The organism is Spiroplasma endosymbiont of Thecophora atra (assembly GCF_964019735.1).
GTDB classification, from domain to species: Bacteria; Bacillota_I; Bacilli_A; order Mycoplasmatales; family VBWQ01; genus Spiroplasma_E; species Spiroplasma_E ixodetis_A.
Map to the genome: position 1 here is coordinate 684345 of NZ_OZ026464.1, position 16957 is coordinate 701301.

Consider the following 16957-nt stretch of genomic DNA (forward strand, 5'->3'; position numbering starts at 1 on the left):
AAATAAGTGTAAAACTAAAGAAAGTTTTTGTATTCCTGTTACTTTATTAAAAGTAACAGGAATTTCATATTATAGATAGGAACAGATAAAAGTATGCTAACATTAAATTACCTTATTGATCAATTTCAAAATAAAAAAATTCAATTTTCTATTATTGAAGATTTTATGAATAATCCAAACATTAGTGATGAGGAAGTTATTGGTTTAGATAATAACAATAGAAATGCCCTTCATAATAGTTTTTTATTAGATTTAGATGAAGGAGCAGAAATAGAAGATGAATATAACTATGATCCACACGAGGAAGGTTGAGAAACTTCAAGTGAATTAATAGAATTTACAACTAATAAAATAAAACTTATTAATTGATTAATAAATTTTAAAAAAAATGATAAAAATTTTTTAAATCAACAAGATATTGAAGGAAATTCACCTTTACATTTAGCAATTATGAAACAATATATTGTAGACTGAAAACTTGGAGGAGAGTTTAAAAATATAGCAAAGCAACTAATTAATAATTCACAAGTTAATCCCAATTTAGTAAATTTGCAAAATGAAACTCCATTTTGCAAATTATTAATACAAGAAATTAATAAAGCTGATGCATATCCGACAAATAAAGAAATTCGTGAATTAGTTAATGATTTTCAAAATAATTCTCATTTTAATATTAATAGTGTTAATATTAAAAATCAAAATCTTTTACATATTATTGCTAAAGAAGGTAATAAAACTGATTTTAGAATTAATTTTGCCATCACTAAAAAAACTAATTTTTATCAAATAGATGATAATGGTAATATACCTTATGAAATAGCAATCCTAAACAACAATTTTGATATGTTAGAAATAATAGAAAATTGCAAATATTTTGATATTAATACACCTATTGATGAGTTTAATAACACTATATTACATAGAGCAATTAGAAGTAATAATAAAAAAATTATAAGAACACTATTATTAAAAAATGAAAATGGTGATTTAGAAATTAATTTTGATATTAAAAATAAAAATAATGAAAAACCTTTTAAATTTGAAGATATGATAATTGATTGATTACATCACTTACCAAGAAATCAAAATCAAATTGAAATGATGATTATTGATTTTTTAATAACAAATGAATGTAATTATAATAATTATATAACTAGAGAAGGATTAACTTGATGAACTTTAGCTATTAAATATAACTTAAAAGAAGTTACTAATTATTTGGTTAATAGTGTATTAACTGATATTAAAAAAATAGATAGTAATCCTTTTAAAAATAAAAATTATCTTCTTGATAATGAGATAAAAGAAGAAGTAGATAGTATGTTAGATGATTTATCATATGTTGATTCAAAAATTATAACATTTATTAAAAAACTTCCAAATTGTTCTAATTTTAATGAATTACAAAAAGATGTTTTAGAACAACGAGTAACTGCTTTTCATAATTTCAAAAAATATCAAACTGATCAAAATTTATCTGATAATGAAAAAGCAATTTTTAAGATATACCTAGATGCAATATTAGATGAAGATGATACAAATTGATCAGAAGAAAAGAAAACAGATTTTAATAAAGTAAAAGAATGATTAACAAAAGAAGAAGTTAACAAAGAAAAGCGTAAATTAGAAAATACAGAAAAAAATGATAGCGAAAAAAGAAGAAAGTTATCAATTGGATAACTACTACTAAAACTTTTCTTAAAAATTAATATTTTAATAAAAATAACTGTAAAATAATAATAAATAGTTTCCATATTATTTATAAAAATAGATAAACATTATTGTAAAGTTAATTAAATTTGTTAATATTGTTACGTTGTATAAATAAAAATATTTTTATTTTTCAAAATATATATTAATTTTCTTTATTATATTAGATTTAAGGGAGCAAAAATAAATGAAAAAAATACAAATAATAACAATATTATTATTTATTTTAACTATTTTATTTATAATTTCTGGTTTAATTCTCATAGATTTTTGTGATTATCATTCTCATATTCGTAATCAAACAACGTTAAAGTTTGAAAATATAGAAAGAAATGGATTTCAAATATTAGCTATAACTAGCACATATCATATTTTAGAATATTCACCAAAATACGTATGTTATATAAGTCAAAATATTGGAAATTATTATAATTGAATAGAATTACAAATTGGATTTATTTTTTGTATAATTTTAACTCCAATTTTTGGATTTTTTACTATTGCATTAACTTTTTTAATTATTGGTTTAAAAGTAAAAATAAAAAATAATAATTTTTGAGATGCAATCGAAAATTGTGAAATAATTAACAATTACTATATTCATTAAAATTTAATAATTTATATTTATTATTAATATTTCAATACTAACAATAATATATTATTTTTTACTATTATTATTTTTCTACATTTCAATAATGTTAAATGTTATTATATTTATATAGTTTAAAATGATATATAGGTGATATAAATGAAATTAAAAATAAAAAATATTGGTCCTTTTAATGATACTTCTTTAATTATTGGTGATATTACTATTATTGCTGGTGTTAATGATACTGGTAAAAGTTACTTAAGTAGGTTAGTTTTTGCAATGGTGAAAATTGCTACTAGTGATATTAAGTCAGAAATAATTAAGAATTTTTTTAACTTTGCTGAAGATACTTTTACATAAATTGAAAATACTGGTAGTAATTTTCTTGAAACAAATTTTAATAGTAGTGAAAAAGAAAGTACTTTATTTAAAGAAATTGAATCTATTTATAATAATATTAATCTAAATAATAAAACATTTATGCAAAAATGAATAACAAATTTCAACTATAAAATTGAAAAATTTAATAATTTTTGAATTAATTTATTAACAGACTATCATCAATTGCTAAAAATAAATGATGATTTAATTACCAAAACATTACAAAGAATTGAATTAGATACTAATAAAGATAGTTACAAAATTAAAATTATTAAATATACAATTAATATTATTAATAATGATATTTTACAAACCTTAGAATTATTTAATAATAAAGATACTGATATCATTTCATATTTAATGGCTAATATTCTTCGTGAAAACTTTCATGGTGAAAACTTAAGAAATAAAAAATATAATAATAAAGATAGTTATTTAAAACTTAGTTTAGACAATAACAAAACTTTAACGATCAATATTAATGAAAATAATAAATTTTCTTTAGAACATGAGTTTAATTATTTAGAAAATATTATTGAAAATTCAATAATTGATGCTACTTATATTAGTGATACTGACCAAATTTTAAATTTAATGATTGAAGAAAGTCTTAGTAAAAAACAATCATCATATATGTTAGAGAGTGAAAAATTAAAATTATCATTAAATAACATTTTCAAATTTAAAAAGTGTCACTACTTAGATGATTTTAAAAATAAAATTAATATTCAAAAAAATATTGAACAGTATAGTAATTTGAAATTAGTATTAATTAAACAAAAAATTAATCAAGAACTTGAAAACTATTTTGGTAATGAAAATAAAATTAACTTTGAAAATGGTAGTTTAACTAAAAATGGTATTACCATTAAACTTGCTAACTCCTCACGTGGATTAAAAATTATTCAATCATTTAAAGAAATGGTTAAAAGTGACTTTTTTAAAGAAGGTAACTTAGTAATTATTGATGAACCCGAAGCCTATATTCATCCAGAATGATAATATTTATTTACTAAACTATTATTAAATATTTCTAAAATAATTAATTTTAAATTAATTATTTCAACACATAGTCCATATATTCTTGAAACAATAACTTCACTAGCAAGTCGTGACTTTAAAAACTTAAATTTTAAATATAATTTTATTAGCTAAATTGTAAAGGTAAGTGCAACTAAATTATTTTTCTATCCAAATATTCGATTGGTGAAAGATAATTTAGTATTTTTCTTGGTCTTTGGTTTAAAGACAATATAAATTTATGAACTTCATTTTTATTAGTTTTTGAAAAAATAAATTTTTTAGGAAATTTTTCTCTAATTAAACCATTAGTATTTTCATTAGTACCTCTTTGTCAAGGTGAATATGGATTGGCAAAATAAATTTTTATATCTAAATTTTTTTCAAGTTGTTGTCAATTTGAAAATTCTTTGCCACGATCAAAAGTAATAGTTTTAACAATGTTTTTAGGAAGAATTGATAAATAATAACTAACATTTTTATTAATAACTTTAGTAGTTCTGTTTTTAACTAATATTGCTAAAGTAAATCGTGATACTCTTTCAACTAAAGTTATTAAACATGATTTGCTTTTACCTCGTGATGATACTATAGTATCTCCTTCTCAATGACCAAGTGTTATACGATCATTAACATTTATATCTCGTTCTTTAATTGATTTACCATTAAACTTGCCACGATTTTCTTTAGATTTTCGTTTTTTACCTTTTCTTCTTAAATTTTTACTAGTAACTTTATCAAGCATTCCAAAATAAATTCAAGTATAAATTGTTTTAAAACTAATAACTCACTCTTTATGAAAATTTTTAATTCTGCCATAAATTTGTTCAGGTGATCAACCTAATAGTAATTTTTGTTGTACATATTTTACTAAATTCTTATTTTTAAACTTATGAAAACTAATATGTGATTGTTTTCGATTTTCAGCTTTATTTTGTGCAATTAATGAAAAATAATGATTATTATCTTTATTTCTATTAATTTCTCGAATAATAGTACTAATACTTCGATTAAGATTTTTAGCTATTTCACTAATTTTAAATTTAAATTTCAATTGATTCTCAATATAAATCCTTTCATCTATGCCAAGATGTTTATAACTCATATAAAAACTCCTTACTTTTTTCTAAACTAAATTTAGCATTATGAAATTTTTATATGAGAATTTTTTGCAATTTTATTTACTTGCACTTACAAGTATAACTCAGCATTAATAAAGATAAAAATTTTGATTCTTGTATAATTGAAGAGAATAGTTTAGATCACATTAATGAAGCTTTAAGTTATCCATATAGGGAGTTAGACGAATATGAATTTAAATGAGACATTAAAAAATAATTTAATATTTATTTATAAAAAAAATAAAAAAAACATTTCGTTTGTTATCTTATAGTACTGCTTCTAAAACATATTCTTCAGATTCTGAAGAATATGCAATTGATGGTGATAATCTTAAACTTTTATGTTGTAGTCATTCACGTGGTATTAAGTCAATTGATGCTATCACTTATAATAAAAGAAATGAATTTTTATTCATTGAATTTAAAATTCAAAAACATTTTCATGAAGATATTATTAATGATTTATCAAAAAAATTTACTGATAGCTTTATTTGTTTTCAACATAATATTGATAAAAAACATGAAATTTCTTTTGACAAAATTAAATGTTTTTTTGTATTTAATATTAGAAGAGAAACTGATCGTAATATTAGAAATATCAAAAGAATTAAAAAGAAATTAAATAATAAAGTTGATGAATTAAATAAAGAACATCGCATTTCTTTAAATTTTAAAATCATTTATTCGTCAACTTTTGATCATAGTATTGATTATTTTAAAATGGATGACTACTTTAGTGAAGTTAAGTAAAATTTATATTTTAAAATGAAAAATGCACCGTAATTAGATTATAAAATCATTATGGCGCATTTTATTTTTATTTTACTAAAATTTTTTTAGTAAACTTTTTTGATTTACTTGTTGTAAGTTTTGTATTATTTACTACTGGTTTTAATTTGTCAAAATTAACATTTTTAATATCATTATTTAGTTCTTGATTTTTACAAATTTTATATATTTTTTTATTCTTTCATTTTTTAACATTGACTTTCTTGCTTTATAAATCTTAAATGCTATAACTGATCCAATTACTCCACCAATTGCATATGGCATAATTTTAATTAAAGTTTCAATTCCTGAAAAAAATGAAGTAATACCATTATAAAATGATTCAATATTATTACCAATATTATTAAAGAAAGTTTTTACATTATTACCAAAATCTTTAAAGGCAGTTTCAAAATTATGAACAAATGTTTGAAAACCTTCACTAATTTCATTACTCAGAGATTGAAACTCCTTACCTAAATCATTAAAAAAAATTCTACATCATTACTAACAATTTGAAAACCTTCACTAATTTCATTACCAAGAGATTGAAACTCCTTACCTAAATCATTAAAGACATTACTTGCATCATTGTTAAAATATTGAAAATTAGTATTTAAATCTTTTGTAAATACTTCAAATTCTGAACTTATATTATCACCAAAATTATTAAAGAAAGTTTCAGTATCATTTCCAAAAGACTGAAACTGTGAACCTAGATCATTAAACAAGTCTTCGATAGGATCAAAATGCATAAGTAATCCTCCTTTAAACTATATCTGATTTTATTATTTGTTTCATTAACATATATGATATTACATAGAAATAAGAGGTTTTTGGTTTTCTTGTTTATCAGTAACAGGTTTTGAAGATGAACTTATAGACATTAAATTAGCAGCATTTATTACATCTTGAGAAATAGGATTACCCTTATTTAAAGTAGCAAAAGTCATAGGAGCAGTAGATAATGTGTTTGCTAATTCTTTTGTAAGAATATCATCGACTGAATTATTTTGAATACTCAATTCTTTTAATTGTTGTTCTTGCTTTTGAAATTTTGCATCTAATTTCATGTTTCGTAATAAAAGTTCTCTCTTTTTTATTGCTTCTTCTTTTAATGCTAATTTTTTTTCAAAATCAGTATACAAACTATTTTCTTTGTTTTGTTCAAATTCTTCTTCGGATTCTGAATCTGATGAATTATTTATATTTTCTAATAGCATGTTTTGTAATTTTTCTTGTCGTTTTGCTTTTTTTTCAGCAATATTAGCTTTGTAATTTTGTTTTACAACAGATCCTATTATTGCTCCACCAACAGCTGATGAAATTCCAACAGGCACATCAAAAATAGTATTAGGATTATTATCAGTAAGTCCTGCACCAAATCCACCTGCTAAAAACCCTATCGCACCACCTAATGTTGGTGCATGATTAGTAGCAATTTTTCCCGCTTTTTTTGCTGTACTTTTTGTTTTGGATATCATTTCTTCTTGTATTGCTTTTTGTTTTTTATAATTTTGAAAATTTTTATATTCTTTTTCTGTCATTTGTATATTTTGTATATTTTGTATATTTTGTATATTTTTAGGCATATCTTTTTATCTTCCTTTCAAATATTTTAATTTAATAAAAAACCTAATATAAAGAAATATCTATATTAGGATTGGACATTTATTAAATTATAATTTATTTTTTTTAATATGTCAATTAAAATGCTTTTTTTGTCATTATTTAGTGATAATTTCCTATTAGTTATCGAGTAAAAATTTCCCAAAAGTGAAGTTAAATATACTTGGTGATAAATATGGAAAGAAGTATGACTATGAAAGAAAAATATAAATACAAAATTATAAATGATATTATTATTAATAAATTATCTAAACATCAAGCCAAGAATAAACTTAATCTAACTATTAGAAGAATTAACCAATTAATTCAAATTTTTAATAGAGAAGGTAAAGTTGATTTTATTCATAAATCTCGTAATAAAATTTCTAATAAGGCAACAAATTTTGAAATCAAAATTAAGATTATAAACTTGTATAAAACAAAATATTATAATTTTAATTTTCAACATTTTCATGAGAAATTAATTAATGAAGAAAAAATTAAGATTTCATATAGCACACTTTATATTATATTAATTAAAGAAAAAATTACTTCACCAAAAAGACATAAAAATAAAAAAAAATAACTTACATCCAACAAGAAATCGAAGAACAAATTTTGGTGAATTAATTCAAATGGACGCCAGTAATCATCATTGATTTGGTAACGATAAACCAAAATCATTTTTACATGCTGCAATTGATGATGCTACAGGAAATATTGTTGGACTATGATTTGATCATCAAGAAACATTAGATGGTTATTATAATATTTTTTATCAAATTTTAACTAATTATGGAATACCAAAAACATTTTATACCGATAATAGAACAGTTTTTGGATATAAGAAAAAAGTTGATGCAGGAAAAATAAATACAGAAAATGACACTTATACTCAATTTCAAAAGTCCTGTAATGATTTAGGTGTTGAAATAATCAGAACTTCAATTCCGCAAGCTAAAGGTCGCGTTGAACGCTTATTTGGAACACTTCAAAGTCGTTTAATTAGTGAATTACGACTTAATAAAATTAGAAATTTAGAAGAAGCTAACAAATTTCTTAAAACATACATAAGTACTTTTAATAAACAATTTGCCTTTCCTATTGATGATACTAAATCTGCTATGGTTAAAGCTCCTACACAGGAAGAAATCAATATTTATCTTTCAAGATTTTCTAAAAGAAAAACAGATAGTGGTTCAACCATAACATATTATGGTAAAAAGTATTTTCCTTATAAAAATAACAAAGTTCAATACATACAACCTAGAACTGATGTAATTGTACTTAAATCATTTATTAATGAATTATATCTTAGTTACAATAATCAAATGTATGAACTAAAAGAAATAGCACAAAAACCAATTATAAAAGAAAATTTAATAAAAACTAAAAAAGTTTATATACCCAATAAAAATTATCCTTGAAGATATGGATATCAATAATTTTTAATTAAAATTAAAAATCTATTTTATAAGATATTTAATTTTATAAATACTAAACCATATAAAATTTTAAAACGTTTGCGTATGAGCAAATTTGGTGTTCTAAAATTGATTTTAAATATAAAAGAAATTGTAATTGCAATCTCTCGTTTTTACATTTGTGGTAAGTTTGATTTAGTCGGATTTATTAATAAATTATTTAAAGTTACATTATTAATTTTATTAACATCTATATTTATTTCACTATTTGATTTTCTTATATATAATTCTTTTACTTTTTTAATATTTCCAAAAAGTTCTTTTGATATTTTTATAAAAAAATCATTTTTTTCTTTAATTATTTTATTTTTATCAATTTTTCCAAAAGTAAATATTTTCAATATTGAATAACTAATTTTTTTAAATTTGCTAATCTTTTGTTTTTTTAAATTTTCATTAATATCAACAATAGTAGTTTGAGCTAAATTAACTCTATTACTAATAATTTCTGGAGTAAATTGATTTTTATTAATAATTATTTTTTTCAATTCTCTATTAATTCATTCATATTCTTCTTGTAAATTTTTATTCATTTTTTCATCCTTTCAAAATAAAAACTCATTTACTTTGAAATTAAAGCAATGAGTTAAAAACTTATATTAAACTTAATTAAATTATACAAAAAAAAGTTCGCAAATCAAAATTTAAAGCTAAATTTTTAACGTTTATTTGGAATTCGTGTTTATATTTATTTAACACTGTAACTTTCCAAAATAATTTATTTTTTTATAAATATTTTTGGGAAATTTTCACTCGATATTGACATTAAAATGCTTTTTTAGTTTAAATAATTAAATTATCAATAATACTCTTAATTTCTTCTGCTTCTTTAAATTCATTTTTTCGTTTGAAGGCTATACATAAATTAGATAATAAAATTTCTTGATTATTAGTTTTTTCAATTTCATTTTTTAAAACAAAATAAAGGTATCCACACTGTCAAAAAGTTGGCTTTCTAAGAACTAAATAATTAATATTATTAATCATAATAGTATTTTTAGTTTGTTTTTTTAAACTAAAAGTTGTTAATCCTTTATGATAAATAGTTATTTTTTTATCATCAATAGTTATTGTACTTCGACTATATTGATTTTCAAATCATCAATTTTTTTTATTATTCATATATTAATATTGCTAAATTGTAAAGGTAAGTGCAACTAAATTATTTTTCTATCCAAATATTCGATTGGTGAAAGATAATTTAGTATTTTTCTTGGTCTTTGGTTTAAAGACAATATAAATTTATGAACTTCATTTTTATTAGTTTTTGAAAAAATAAATTTTTTAGGAAATTTTTCTCTAATTAAACCATTAGTATTTTCATTAGTACCTCTTTGTCAAGGTGAATATGGATTGGCAAAATAAATTTTTATATCTAAATTTTTTTCAAGTTGTTGTCAATTTGAAAATTCTTTGCCACGATCAAAAGTAATAGTTTTAACAATGTTTTTAGGAAGAATTGATAAATAATAACTAACATTTTTATTAATAACTTTAGTAGTTCTGTTTTTAACTAATATTGCTAAAGTAAATCGTGATACTCTTTCAACTAAAGTTATTAAACATGATTTGCTTTTACCTCGTGATGATACTATAGTATCTCCTTCTCAATGACCAAGTGTTATACGATCATTAACATTTATATCTCGTTCTTTAATTGATTTACCATTAAACTTGCCACGATTTTCTTTAGATTTTCGTTTTTTACCTTTTCTTCTTAAATTTTTACTAGTAACTTTATCAAGCATTCCAAAATAAATTCAAGTATAAATTGTTTTAAAACTAATAACTCACTCTTTATGAAAATTTTTAATTCTGCCATAAATTTGTTCAGGTGATCAACCTAATAGTAATTTTTGTTGTACATATTTTACTAAATTCTTATTTTTAAACTTATGAAAACTAATATGTGATTGTTTTCGATTTTCAGCTTTATTTTGTGCAATTAATGAAAAATAATGATTATTATCTTTATTTCTATTAATTTCTCGAATAATAGTACTAATACTTCGATTAAGATTTTTAGCTATTTCACTAATTTTAAATTTAAATTTCAATTGATTCTCAATATAAATCCTTTCATCTATGCCAAGATGTTTATAACTCATATAAAAACTCCTTACTTTTTTCTAAACTAAATTTAGCATTATGAAATTTTTATATGAGAATTTTTTGCAATTTTATTTACTTGCACTTACAAGTATAACTCAGCGTTTCCTTATTTTTCATTGTTTTTATTTCTTTTTTAGTACAGTTTTTAACTGTTTCATCATTAATAAGTGATATTATTTCTTGTGAATTTGTTGCATTTTTTAATTTTTTACGAAAATCTTCATTTACAAGTTTGATTGCAAGTGTACTTAAAATATCTAAATGTAAATTTTCTGCTTGTGTTTCAGGAATTATTAAAGCAATAATAAAAGTTGTTAATTGTCCATCTATTGCTTTTCAGTCAATACCATTATTATTACATAATATTAGAATTGCAGGTTTTTTAATTGATTTAATTCTAGCGTGTGGAATTGCAATTCCACCTTCAAAACCCGTTGATGATTCTTGCTCACGAGCAAGAAATGCTTTTAGTAATTCATCACGATTAGTAATATAACCTAATGAAAATGCCAAATCAGTAATTTTAGTTAGTGCTTCTATTTGAATTTTAATATTAGATTCAAAAATAATATGTGAGTTGTTTAATAAATCATTAGTTATTTTCAATTTTACCTTCTTTTCCAATGATTATTTTATCTCCTTTTTTTAATAAAAACCAGAGATTTTTTCAGATAATTAAAATATATTTTTAACTATTTATTCAATTAAATTTAATATTTATAAAATTAGATATATTACATACTTCAAAGTTTTTGCTGTTTTTTAAACAAAATATAATAAATAAAAATTATCAACATTAATCCCATATTTCCTTATAAATTAATATAAATAACTTATTTATAAAATCATGTAAAATTAATTTAGATAAAATTTAAGTATTTAAAGAAAGGGAAAATTAGAGAAATGTTTAAAACAAGAAAAGAAAATTTAAATCAGAAAAATAACAAAATTAAATCAATAACTGATTATCAATGATTAGCTTTAGATATCGGAACCGAAAACTTTAAAGCTAGACATATTAATATAGGTCTTAGATATGATGCTCCAACCTATTTAGCTGAAGACTATGAAAAAAATAGAATTCTTTACGGTGAAGAGGCTAAGGCTTTAACTGACAAAACAAATGAAAACGTTATTATTAAACGTCCAGTTCGTGATGGTAATATTGCTGATCCAGATGCTTTACAACGTATTCTTACTAAGATTTTTCAAGATTTTAGACTTGAAATTAAAGATTTAAAACAAAGTAAAAACAACTCTATAAAAAAAGATGAAAAATTAGATAAAAATCGTAACTTGATTGTGTTGATGGCAACACCAAGTGAAATTAATTCAGTACAAAAAGAAGCTTTAGAAAATATTGTATATCGTTTAGGAGCACTCCGTGGATTTGTACAAGAAGAAGTAAAAATGGCAGCCTTAGGTTCAGGGCAAGATATTTTTGGAAGTGCAATTATGTGCATTGATATTGGTGGTGGCAGTACTGATGTTGCTATTATTAGTAATAATTCAATATTATATTCATATACAACACATTGTGCTGGTGACTATTTAATACAAAAAGTTCAAGAATATATTATAAAAAAACATGCCTTAAAAGTTGGAATAAAAGAAGCTGAAGATGTTATTAAAAATATTGGTTCACTTATGAAATATCAAGATGAAAAACCATACACAATTTCGGGTTTTTCATTACCTAGATTAAATTCTCAGCCAGGAGAAACAATGTCAATTTCTAAAACTATTGAAATTACACCAGAAGAAATTCGTGAAAATGTTATGCAAGTTCAATTCAAAGAACATATTATTCCAGCCATTCGTAGAGTACTAAGAACTGCTGGTGACAAGGCTGCTGGAAGTATTAGTGATTTAAAGAAAAAAGGTAAGGGAATCACAATTTGTGGTGGTGGAGCTTATATTAAAAAAGTTGATAAATTTATTGAAGAAGAATTAGCTAAAGAATATTATATTGAAGTTAAAACTGAAAAAGGTACAAAACCAATGCGTCAAAAATATGAAGGAGATCTTTTTGAAGTGCGGACTGCTCCAAATCCTTTAGATAATGTTATTGATGGTTGTGTAAAATATCGTGATACAATTTACAAACAATTAATAATTGAACAAAATCCTAGTCGTGAAATTCTAATAAAGGACGAAGATTTAGGATAAAAAACTATAAAAATTTTAAACTAACTAGTATTTTAAATTATTAAAAATTTTTTAAACTTTGGTAATTTTTTTGAGTTATCAATTCCTGATTCAAAAGAAAAACATTCGTATTTCATAACATTAGATACATCTCAATTTGATATATTTTGATTAAAAGATATTGCATTTAAAAACATACCATTCATACTTTTTACTTTTGAAGTATCTCAAGTTGAAATATTTCCATTAAATAATAAAGCACTATCAAACATATAGCTCATACTTGTCACTTTTGAAGTATCTCAAGATGATAAATCTTGATTAAATAATGAAGTAAAAGTAAACATATAGCTCATATCTATTACGTTTGATGTATTTCACTTTGAAAGATTTTGATTAAAAACTTTTGCATTATCAAACATACAATTCATATCTGTTACATTTGAAACATTTCAGTTTGATATATTTTGATTAAAAGATGCTGCATTTCAAAACATACCACCCATATCTGTTACATTAGATACATCTCAATTTGATATATTTTGATTAAAAGATATAGCACCATGAAACATTCAATTCATATTCGTAACATTTGAAGTATCTCAAGATGATAAATCTTGATTAAATGTTTCACAAAATATAAACATAAATTGTAAAGATGTAATTTCTGATGGTAATTGATTAGGTACTTTTTCAATTGTTCTTGGCATATTAACAACTTGAATTTCTCCCTGATCATTTTTATAAAAACCAATTTGAACAATTTCTTTACTATTTATATTTGATAAATCTCTTTCATTAGTTGTTATTTGTTTGCCATTTTTATCAATGTAAATTGTATCTTGTTGAGTTTTATTATTTGCTAAATTGTAAAGGTAAGTGCAACTAAATTATTTTTCTATCCAAATATTCGATTGGTGAAAGATAATTTAGTATTTTTCTTGGTCTTTGGTTTAAAGACAATATAAATTTATGAACTTCATTTTTATTAGTTTTTGAAAAAATAAATTTTTTAGGAAATTTTTCTCTAATTAAACCATTAGTATTTTCATTAGTACCTCTTTGTCAAGGTGAATATGGATTGGCAAAATAAATTTTTATATCTAAATTTTTTTCAAGTTGTTGTCAATTTGAAAATTCTTTGCCACGATCAAAAGTAATAGTTTTAACAATGTTTTTAGGAAGAATTGATAAATAATAACTAACATTTTTATTAATAACTTTAGTAGTTCTGTTTTTAACTAATATTGCTAAAGTAAATCGTGATACTCTTTCAACTAAAGTTATTAAACATGATTTGCTTTTACCTCGTGATGATACTATAGTATCTCCTTCTCAATGACCAAGTGTTATACGATCATTAACATTTATATCTCGTTCTTTAATTGATTTACCATTAAACTTGCCACGATTTTCTTTAGATTTTCGTTTTTTACCTTTTCTTCTTAAATTTTTACTAGTAACTTTATCAAGCATTCCAAAATAAATTCAAGTATAAATTGTTTTAAAACTAATAACTCACTCTTTATGAAAATTTTTAATTCTGCCATAAATTTGTTCAGGTGATCAACCTAATAGTAATTTTTGTTGTACATATTTTACTAAATTCTTATTTTTAAACTTATGAAAACTAATATGTGATTGTTTTCGATTTTCAGCTTTATTTTGTGCAATTAATGAAAAATAATGATTATTATCTTTATTTCTATTAATTTCTCGAATAATAGTACTAATACTTCGATTAAGATTTTTAGCTATTTCACTAATTTTAAATTTAAATTTCAATTGATTCTCAATATAAATCCTTTCATCTATGTCAAGATGTTTATAACTCATATAAAAACTCCTTACTTTTTTCTAAACTAAATTTAGCATTATGAAATTTTTATATGAGAATTTTTTGCAATTTTATTTACTTGCACTTACAAGTATAACTCAGCATTTAAAACATCATTTTTTTGTGAATTTGTGTTTAAAACAGTTACAGTTAAACTTCCTGCAACCGATGCAAGTGTTAAAACACTTAATGCTGTCAATATTTTTTTCATTTTTTTCATCCTTCTATTTTATTTTAACTTTATTTAAGAAGTCAATTTTACTTTACTACTTTTTGAAGGTAAATTCACAAAAATTATATTTTTTGACTAAAAATTTTTATTTTTTAAAGTTAAAACTTTTTTGCTGCTTCTTTAATATACTGTTCAAATTTATCCATCGTTTTTTCTGGTCCTAATGCTGGTAAACCTCCACCTTTTGCTAATATTTTAGAACCAATAAGTAAATTAGCATCATTTTGATGAAGTTCTTGAACCTTAGTACCACAAATAAGAATTGGTTCTACTACTTTAGCACCTACAAATTCTCATGTTCCTTTTAAATAAGTTGCATGATTACCTCATAAATATCAGCCATATGGTGCTCCTTGTGTCGCCAAAATTTGAACTTTTAAATGTGGTAATAATCCTCTAGCTTCACCTTGTTTGGTATATTTATAATCAAAAGTTTTACCAGCAACTAAGATGTGATCTAAATAATTTTTTGTCATGCTAGTAACATTAAAATTTGTCATTGGTGTTGTATATATAACTTTATTAACATTTTTTAGTTGATTAATATAATAATCAGAATCTTTTTCATTAAAATATGAAGTAAAGTTTTTTTGCGTAATAGTAATACTTGCCATTGGTATTTGATTTAAATCTAATTCAATTATTGAATCTTCTGGATGAAATTCACGATAATATTTAACAAAACGAGATACTAAACTTTCAGAATAAGATAGTTCTTTTTTAATCATAGAAGAACGAATTACTAATACTTTATTTGCCATTATTTTTGCCTCCGAAATATCTAAAATAACTTTGTAATTTGATTTTATCAGTTTTTATTTATTATTTTTTAAAAAATATTAAAAAATAATAAATAAAAATATAGTTTTATAAAAAAATGAAATATTTATTATAATTTTATCAATTTCTATAAAGTGTTATTATTAAAGTGTGTAAAACTTTTAAAAAAGTTTATAGAAAAATTTTAAATTAAATAGATATTAAATCTAAAAAATAGATATAAGTTAGTTATTATAGAGATTTTAGTACTTGTACACAAATTATAATTATTAAGAAATTTGAGATCAGACTATCAAAAAAATGGAAAGAGGTAAAAATATGAATGAAAGAAAACAAAAATTACTTGAATTGATGAATAGAAATTTAAAAATTAGTACTTTAATTAATTACAGATTTAAAATTTCTGAAATAACTAATGCAATTGCAAGTATCAATAATGATTTATATAAACAACAAAAATATTTTTTAGAATTAGAAAATAATAGAAAATATAGAAATAAAATTCAAAGAAAATTCAATAAAAACAAAAAGATAAAAAAGAAATTAAATAAAATTTTAAACAAATATTTAGCACAAATAAAAAAATTTAGTTTTTTTATTAATAAATATAAAAAAGAACCTCAACAATTATTTGAAATATTAAGTGAATTAAATTTATTTGTAGGTGAATTAATAAATCAAGAAAACATAACAGATGAAGAATTACAATATTTATTTACAATATCTCATCAATTTTCAGAACAATTAAAAAATGAAAAACGATTAGATTTATCATTACCAAATAAAAATCAAATATGAAAATTAACAACAAAAATTAACACATCTTTAATTAATAAAAAACATTATACTAATACATTAGAAACACACACTAAAGACAGTTTATTTATTGAAATAAAAATATCAAAACCTAGTAGCAGTTTTATATATACAAATAATTTTAATGATATACAAACATATTTATTAACCCAACAAATACAACAAAATAATTTTTTAAATAATAATGATAAAAGTAAATATAGAAACAAAACTGATGAAAATGAAAAAAAATCACAAATCATAAGATTTAGATAATTATTATATGTCAAAAAATCATTTTAAATAAATTATTTTTTTAATTATTTTACTAAATTTAAAAATATTGCGTATAATTTATATAATGTCAAA

At 21.6% G+C, this 16957-nt stretch carries 18 protein-coding genes and 1 pseudogene; 8 read left to right on the top strand and 11 right to left on the bottom strand.

What is annotated here, in order from left to right:
- The first annotated feature begins 93 nt into the window (after window positions 1-93).
- From AACL05_RS03885 to AACL05_RS03900, 4 genes are all read left to right on the top strand, one after another.
- Window positions 94-1680, top strand: a complete 1587-nt coding sequence (locus tag AACL05_RS03885; RefSeq protein WP_338986325.1) for an ankyrin repeat domain-containing protein — start codon at window positions 94-96, stop codon at window positions 1678-1680.
- A 217-nt stretch (window positions 1681-1897) separates the two neighbouring features.
- A complete protein-coding gene (locus AACL05_RS03890; RefSeq protein ID WP_338962833.1) occupies window positions 1898-2317 on the top strand; it encodes a hypothetical protein in 420 nt (139 codons plus the stop codon).
- 141 nt (window positions 2318-2458) lie between these two features.
- Window positions 2459-2662, top strand: a complete 204-nt coding sequence (locus AACL05_RS03895) for a hypothetical protein (protein WP_338962835.1) — start codon at window positions 2459-2461, stop codon at window positions 2660-2662.
- A 120-nt stretch (window positions 2663-2782) separates the two neighbouring features.
- The gene (locus AACL05_RS03900) at window positions 2783-3685 is read left to right on the top strand and encodes a hypothetical protein (RefSeq protein ID WP_338962837.1); all 903 of its coding nucleotides are present in this window, start codon (window positions 2783-2785) and stop codon (window positions 3683-3685) included.
- A 172-nt stretch (window positions 3686-3857) separates the two neighbouring features.
- Here the strand turns inward: AACL05_RS03900 and AACL05_RS03905 are convergent, their stop codons facing one another.
- Entirely contained in the window at window positions 3858-4808 is a 951-nt protein-coding gene (locus AACL05_RS03905; protein ID WP_338960236.1) for an IS30 family transposase, read from the bottom strand.
- 274 nt (window positions 4809-5082) lie between these two features.
- Between AACL05_RS03905 and AACL05_RS03910 the strand changes: the two genes are divergently transcribed.
- Window positions 5083-5574, top strand: coding sequence for a hypothetical protein (locus tag AACL05_RS03910; protein WP_338962841.1), 492 nt, complete (start codon window positions 5083-5085; stop codon window positions 5572-5574).
- 494 nt (window positions 5575-6068) lie between these two features.
- Here AACL05_RS03910 and AACL05_RS03915 read toward each other — a convergent pair whose 3' ends face one another.
- Both AACL05_RS03915 and AACL05_RS03920 read right to left on the bottom strand, forming a co-directional pair.
- Window positions 6069-6347, bottom strand: coding sequence for a hypothetical protein (locus tag AACL05_RS03915; RefSeq protein WP_338962844.1), 279 nt, complete (start codon window positions 6345-6347; stop codon window positions 6069-6071).
- A 60-nt stretch (window positions 6348-6407) separates the two neighbouring features.
- Complete coding sequence (locus AACL05_RS03920) at window positions 6408-7184, bottom strand: hypothetical protein (RefSeq protein ID WP_338986327.1); 777 nt, start codon at window positions 7182-7184, stop codon at window positions 6408-6410.
- A 212-nt stretch (window positions 7185-7396) separates the two neighbouring features.
- Here AACL05_RS03920 and AACL05_RS03930 point away from each other — a divergent pair.
- A pseudogene (locus AACL05_RS03930) lies at window positions 7397-8645 on the top strand (ISNCY family transposase).
- A 152-nt stretch (window positions 8646-8797) separates the two neighbouring features.
- On the opposite strand, the gene AACL05_RS03935 reads toward AACL05_RS03930, so the two are convergent.
- The 4 genes from AACL05_RS03935 to AACL05_RS03950 all read right to left on the bottom strand — a co-directional run bounded on the left by AACL05_RS03935 (window position 8798) and on the right by AACL05_RS03950 (window position 11420).
- Window positions 8798-9217, bottom strand: a complete 420-nt coding sequence (locus tag AACL05_RS03935; RefSeq protein WP_338960498.1) for a hypothetical protein — start codon at window positions 9215-9217, stop codon at window positions 8798-8800.
- Between the two features lie 250 nt (window positions 9218-9467).
- Complete coding sequence (locus AACL05_RS03940) at window positions 9468-9806, bottom strand: hypothetical protein (protein ID WP_338962903.1); 339 nt, start codon at window positions 9804-9806, stop codon at window positions 9468-9470.
- A gap of 35 nt (window positions 9807-9841) precedes the next feature.
- A complete protein-coding gene (locus AACL05_RS03945) occupies window positions 9842-10792 on the bottom strand; it encodes an IS30 family transposase (protein WP_338960236.1) in 951 nt (316 codons plus the stop codon).
- Window positions 10793-10868: 76 nt separating this feature from the next.
- Window positions 10869-11420, bottom strand: a complete 552-nt coding sequence (locus AACL05_RS03950; protein WP_338986329.1) for a fructose PTS transporter subunit IIA — start codon at window positions 11418-11420, stop codon at window positions 10869-10871.
- Window positions 11421-11699: 279 nt separating this feature from the next.
- Here AACL05_RS03950 and AACL05_RS03955 point away from each other — a divergent pair, with 279 nt between their 5' ends.
- Entirely contained in the window at window positions 11700-12965 is a 1266-nt protein-coding gene (locus tag AACL05_RS03955; RefSeq protein ID WP_338962909.1) for a rod shape-determining protein, read from the top strand.
- 32 nt (window positions 12966-12997) lie between these two features.
- On the opposite strand, the gene AACL05_RS03960 is transcribed toward AACL05_RS03955, so the two are convergent.
- From AACL05_RS03960 to AACL05_RS03975, 4 genes are all read right to left on the bottom strand, one after another.
- A complete protein-coding gene (locus AACL05_RS03960) occupies window positions 12998-13654 on the bottom strand; it encodes a BspA family leucine-rich repeat surface protein (RefSeq protein WP_338986332.1) in 657 nt (218 codons plus the stop codon).
- A 175-nt stretch (window positions 13655-13829) separates the two neighbouring features.
- A complete protein-coding gene (locus tag AACL05_RS03965) occupies window positions 13830-14780 on the bottom strand; it encodes an IS30 family transposase (RefSeq protein WP_338986335.1) in 951 nt (316 codons plus the stop codon).
- 86 nt (window positions 14781-14866) lie between these two features.
- Window positions 14867-14992 (bottom strand): hypothetical protein, encoded by a 126-nt coding sequence (locus tag AACL05_RS03970; RefSeq protein WP_338986338.1) that lies wholly within the window; start codon window positions 14990-14992, stop codon window positions 14867-14869.
- A 119-nt stretch (window positions 14993-15111) separates the two neighbouring features.
- On the bottom strand, window positions 15112-15774 hold the full coding sequence (locus AACL05_RS03975; protein WP_338962913.1) for an FMN-dependent NADH-azoreductase: 663 nt from the start codon (window positions 15772-15774) through the stop codon (window positions 15112-15114).
- A gap of 319 nt (window positions 15775-16093) precedes the next feature.
- Here AACL05_RS03975 and AACL05_RS03980 point away from each other — a divergent pair, with 319 nt between their 5' ends.
- The gene (locus AACL05_RS03980; RefSeq protein WP_338986341.1) at window positions 16094-16864 is read left to right on the top strand and encodes a hypothetical protein; all 771 of its coding nucleotides are present in this window, start codon (window positions 16094-16096) and stop codon (window positions 16862-16864) included.
- Window positions 16865-16957 lie beyond the last annotated feature (93 nt).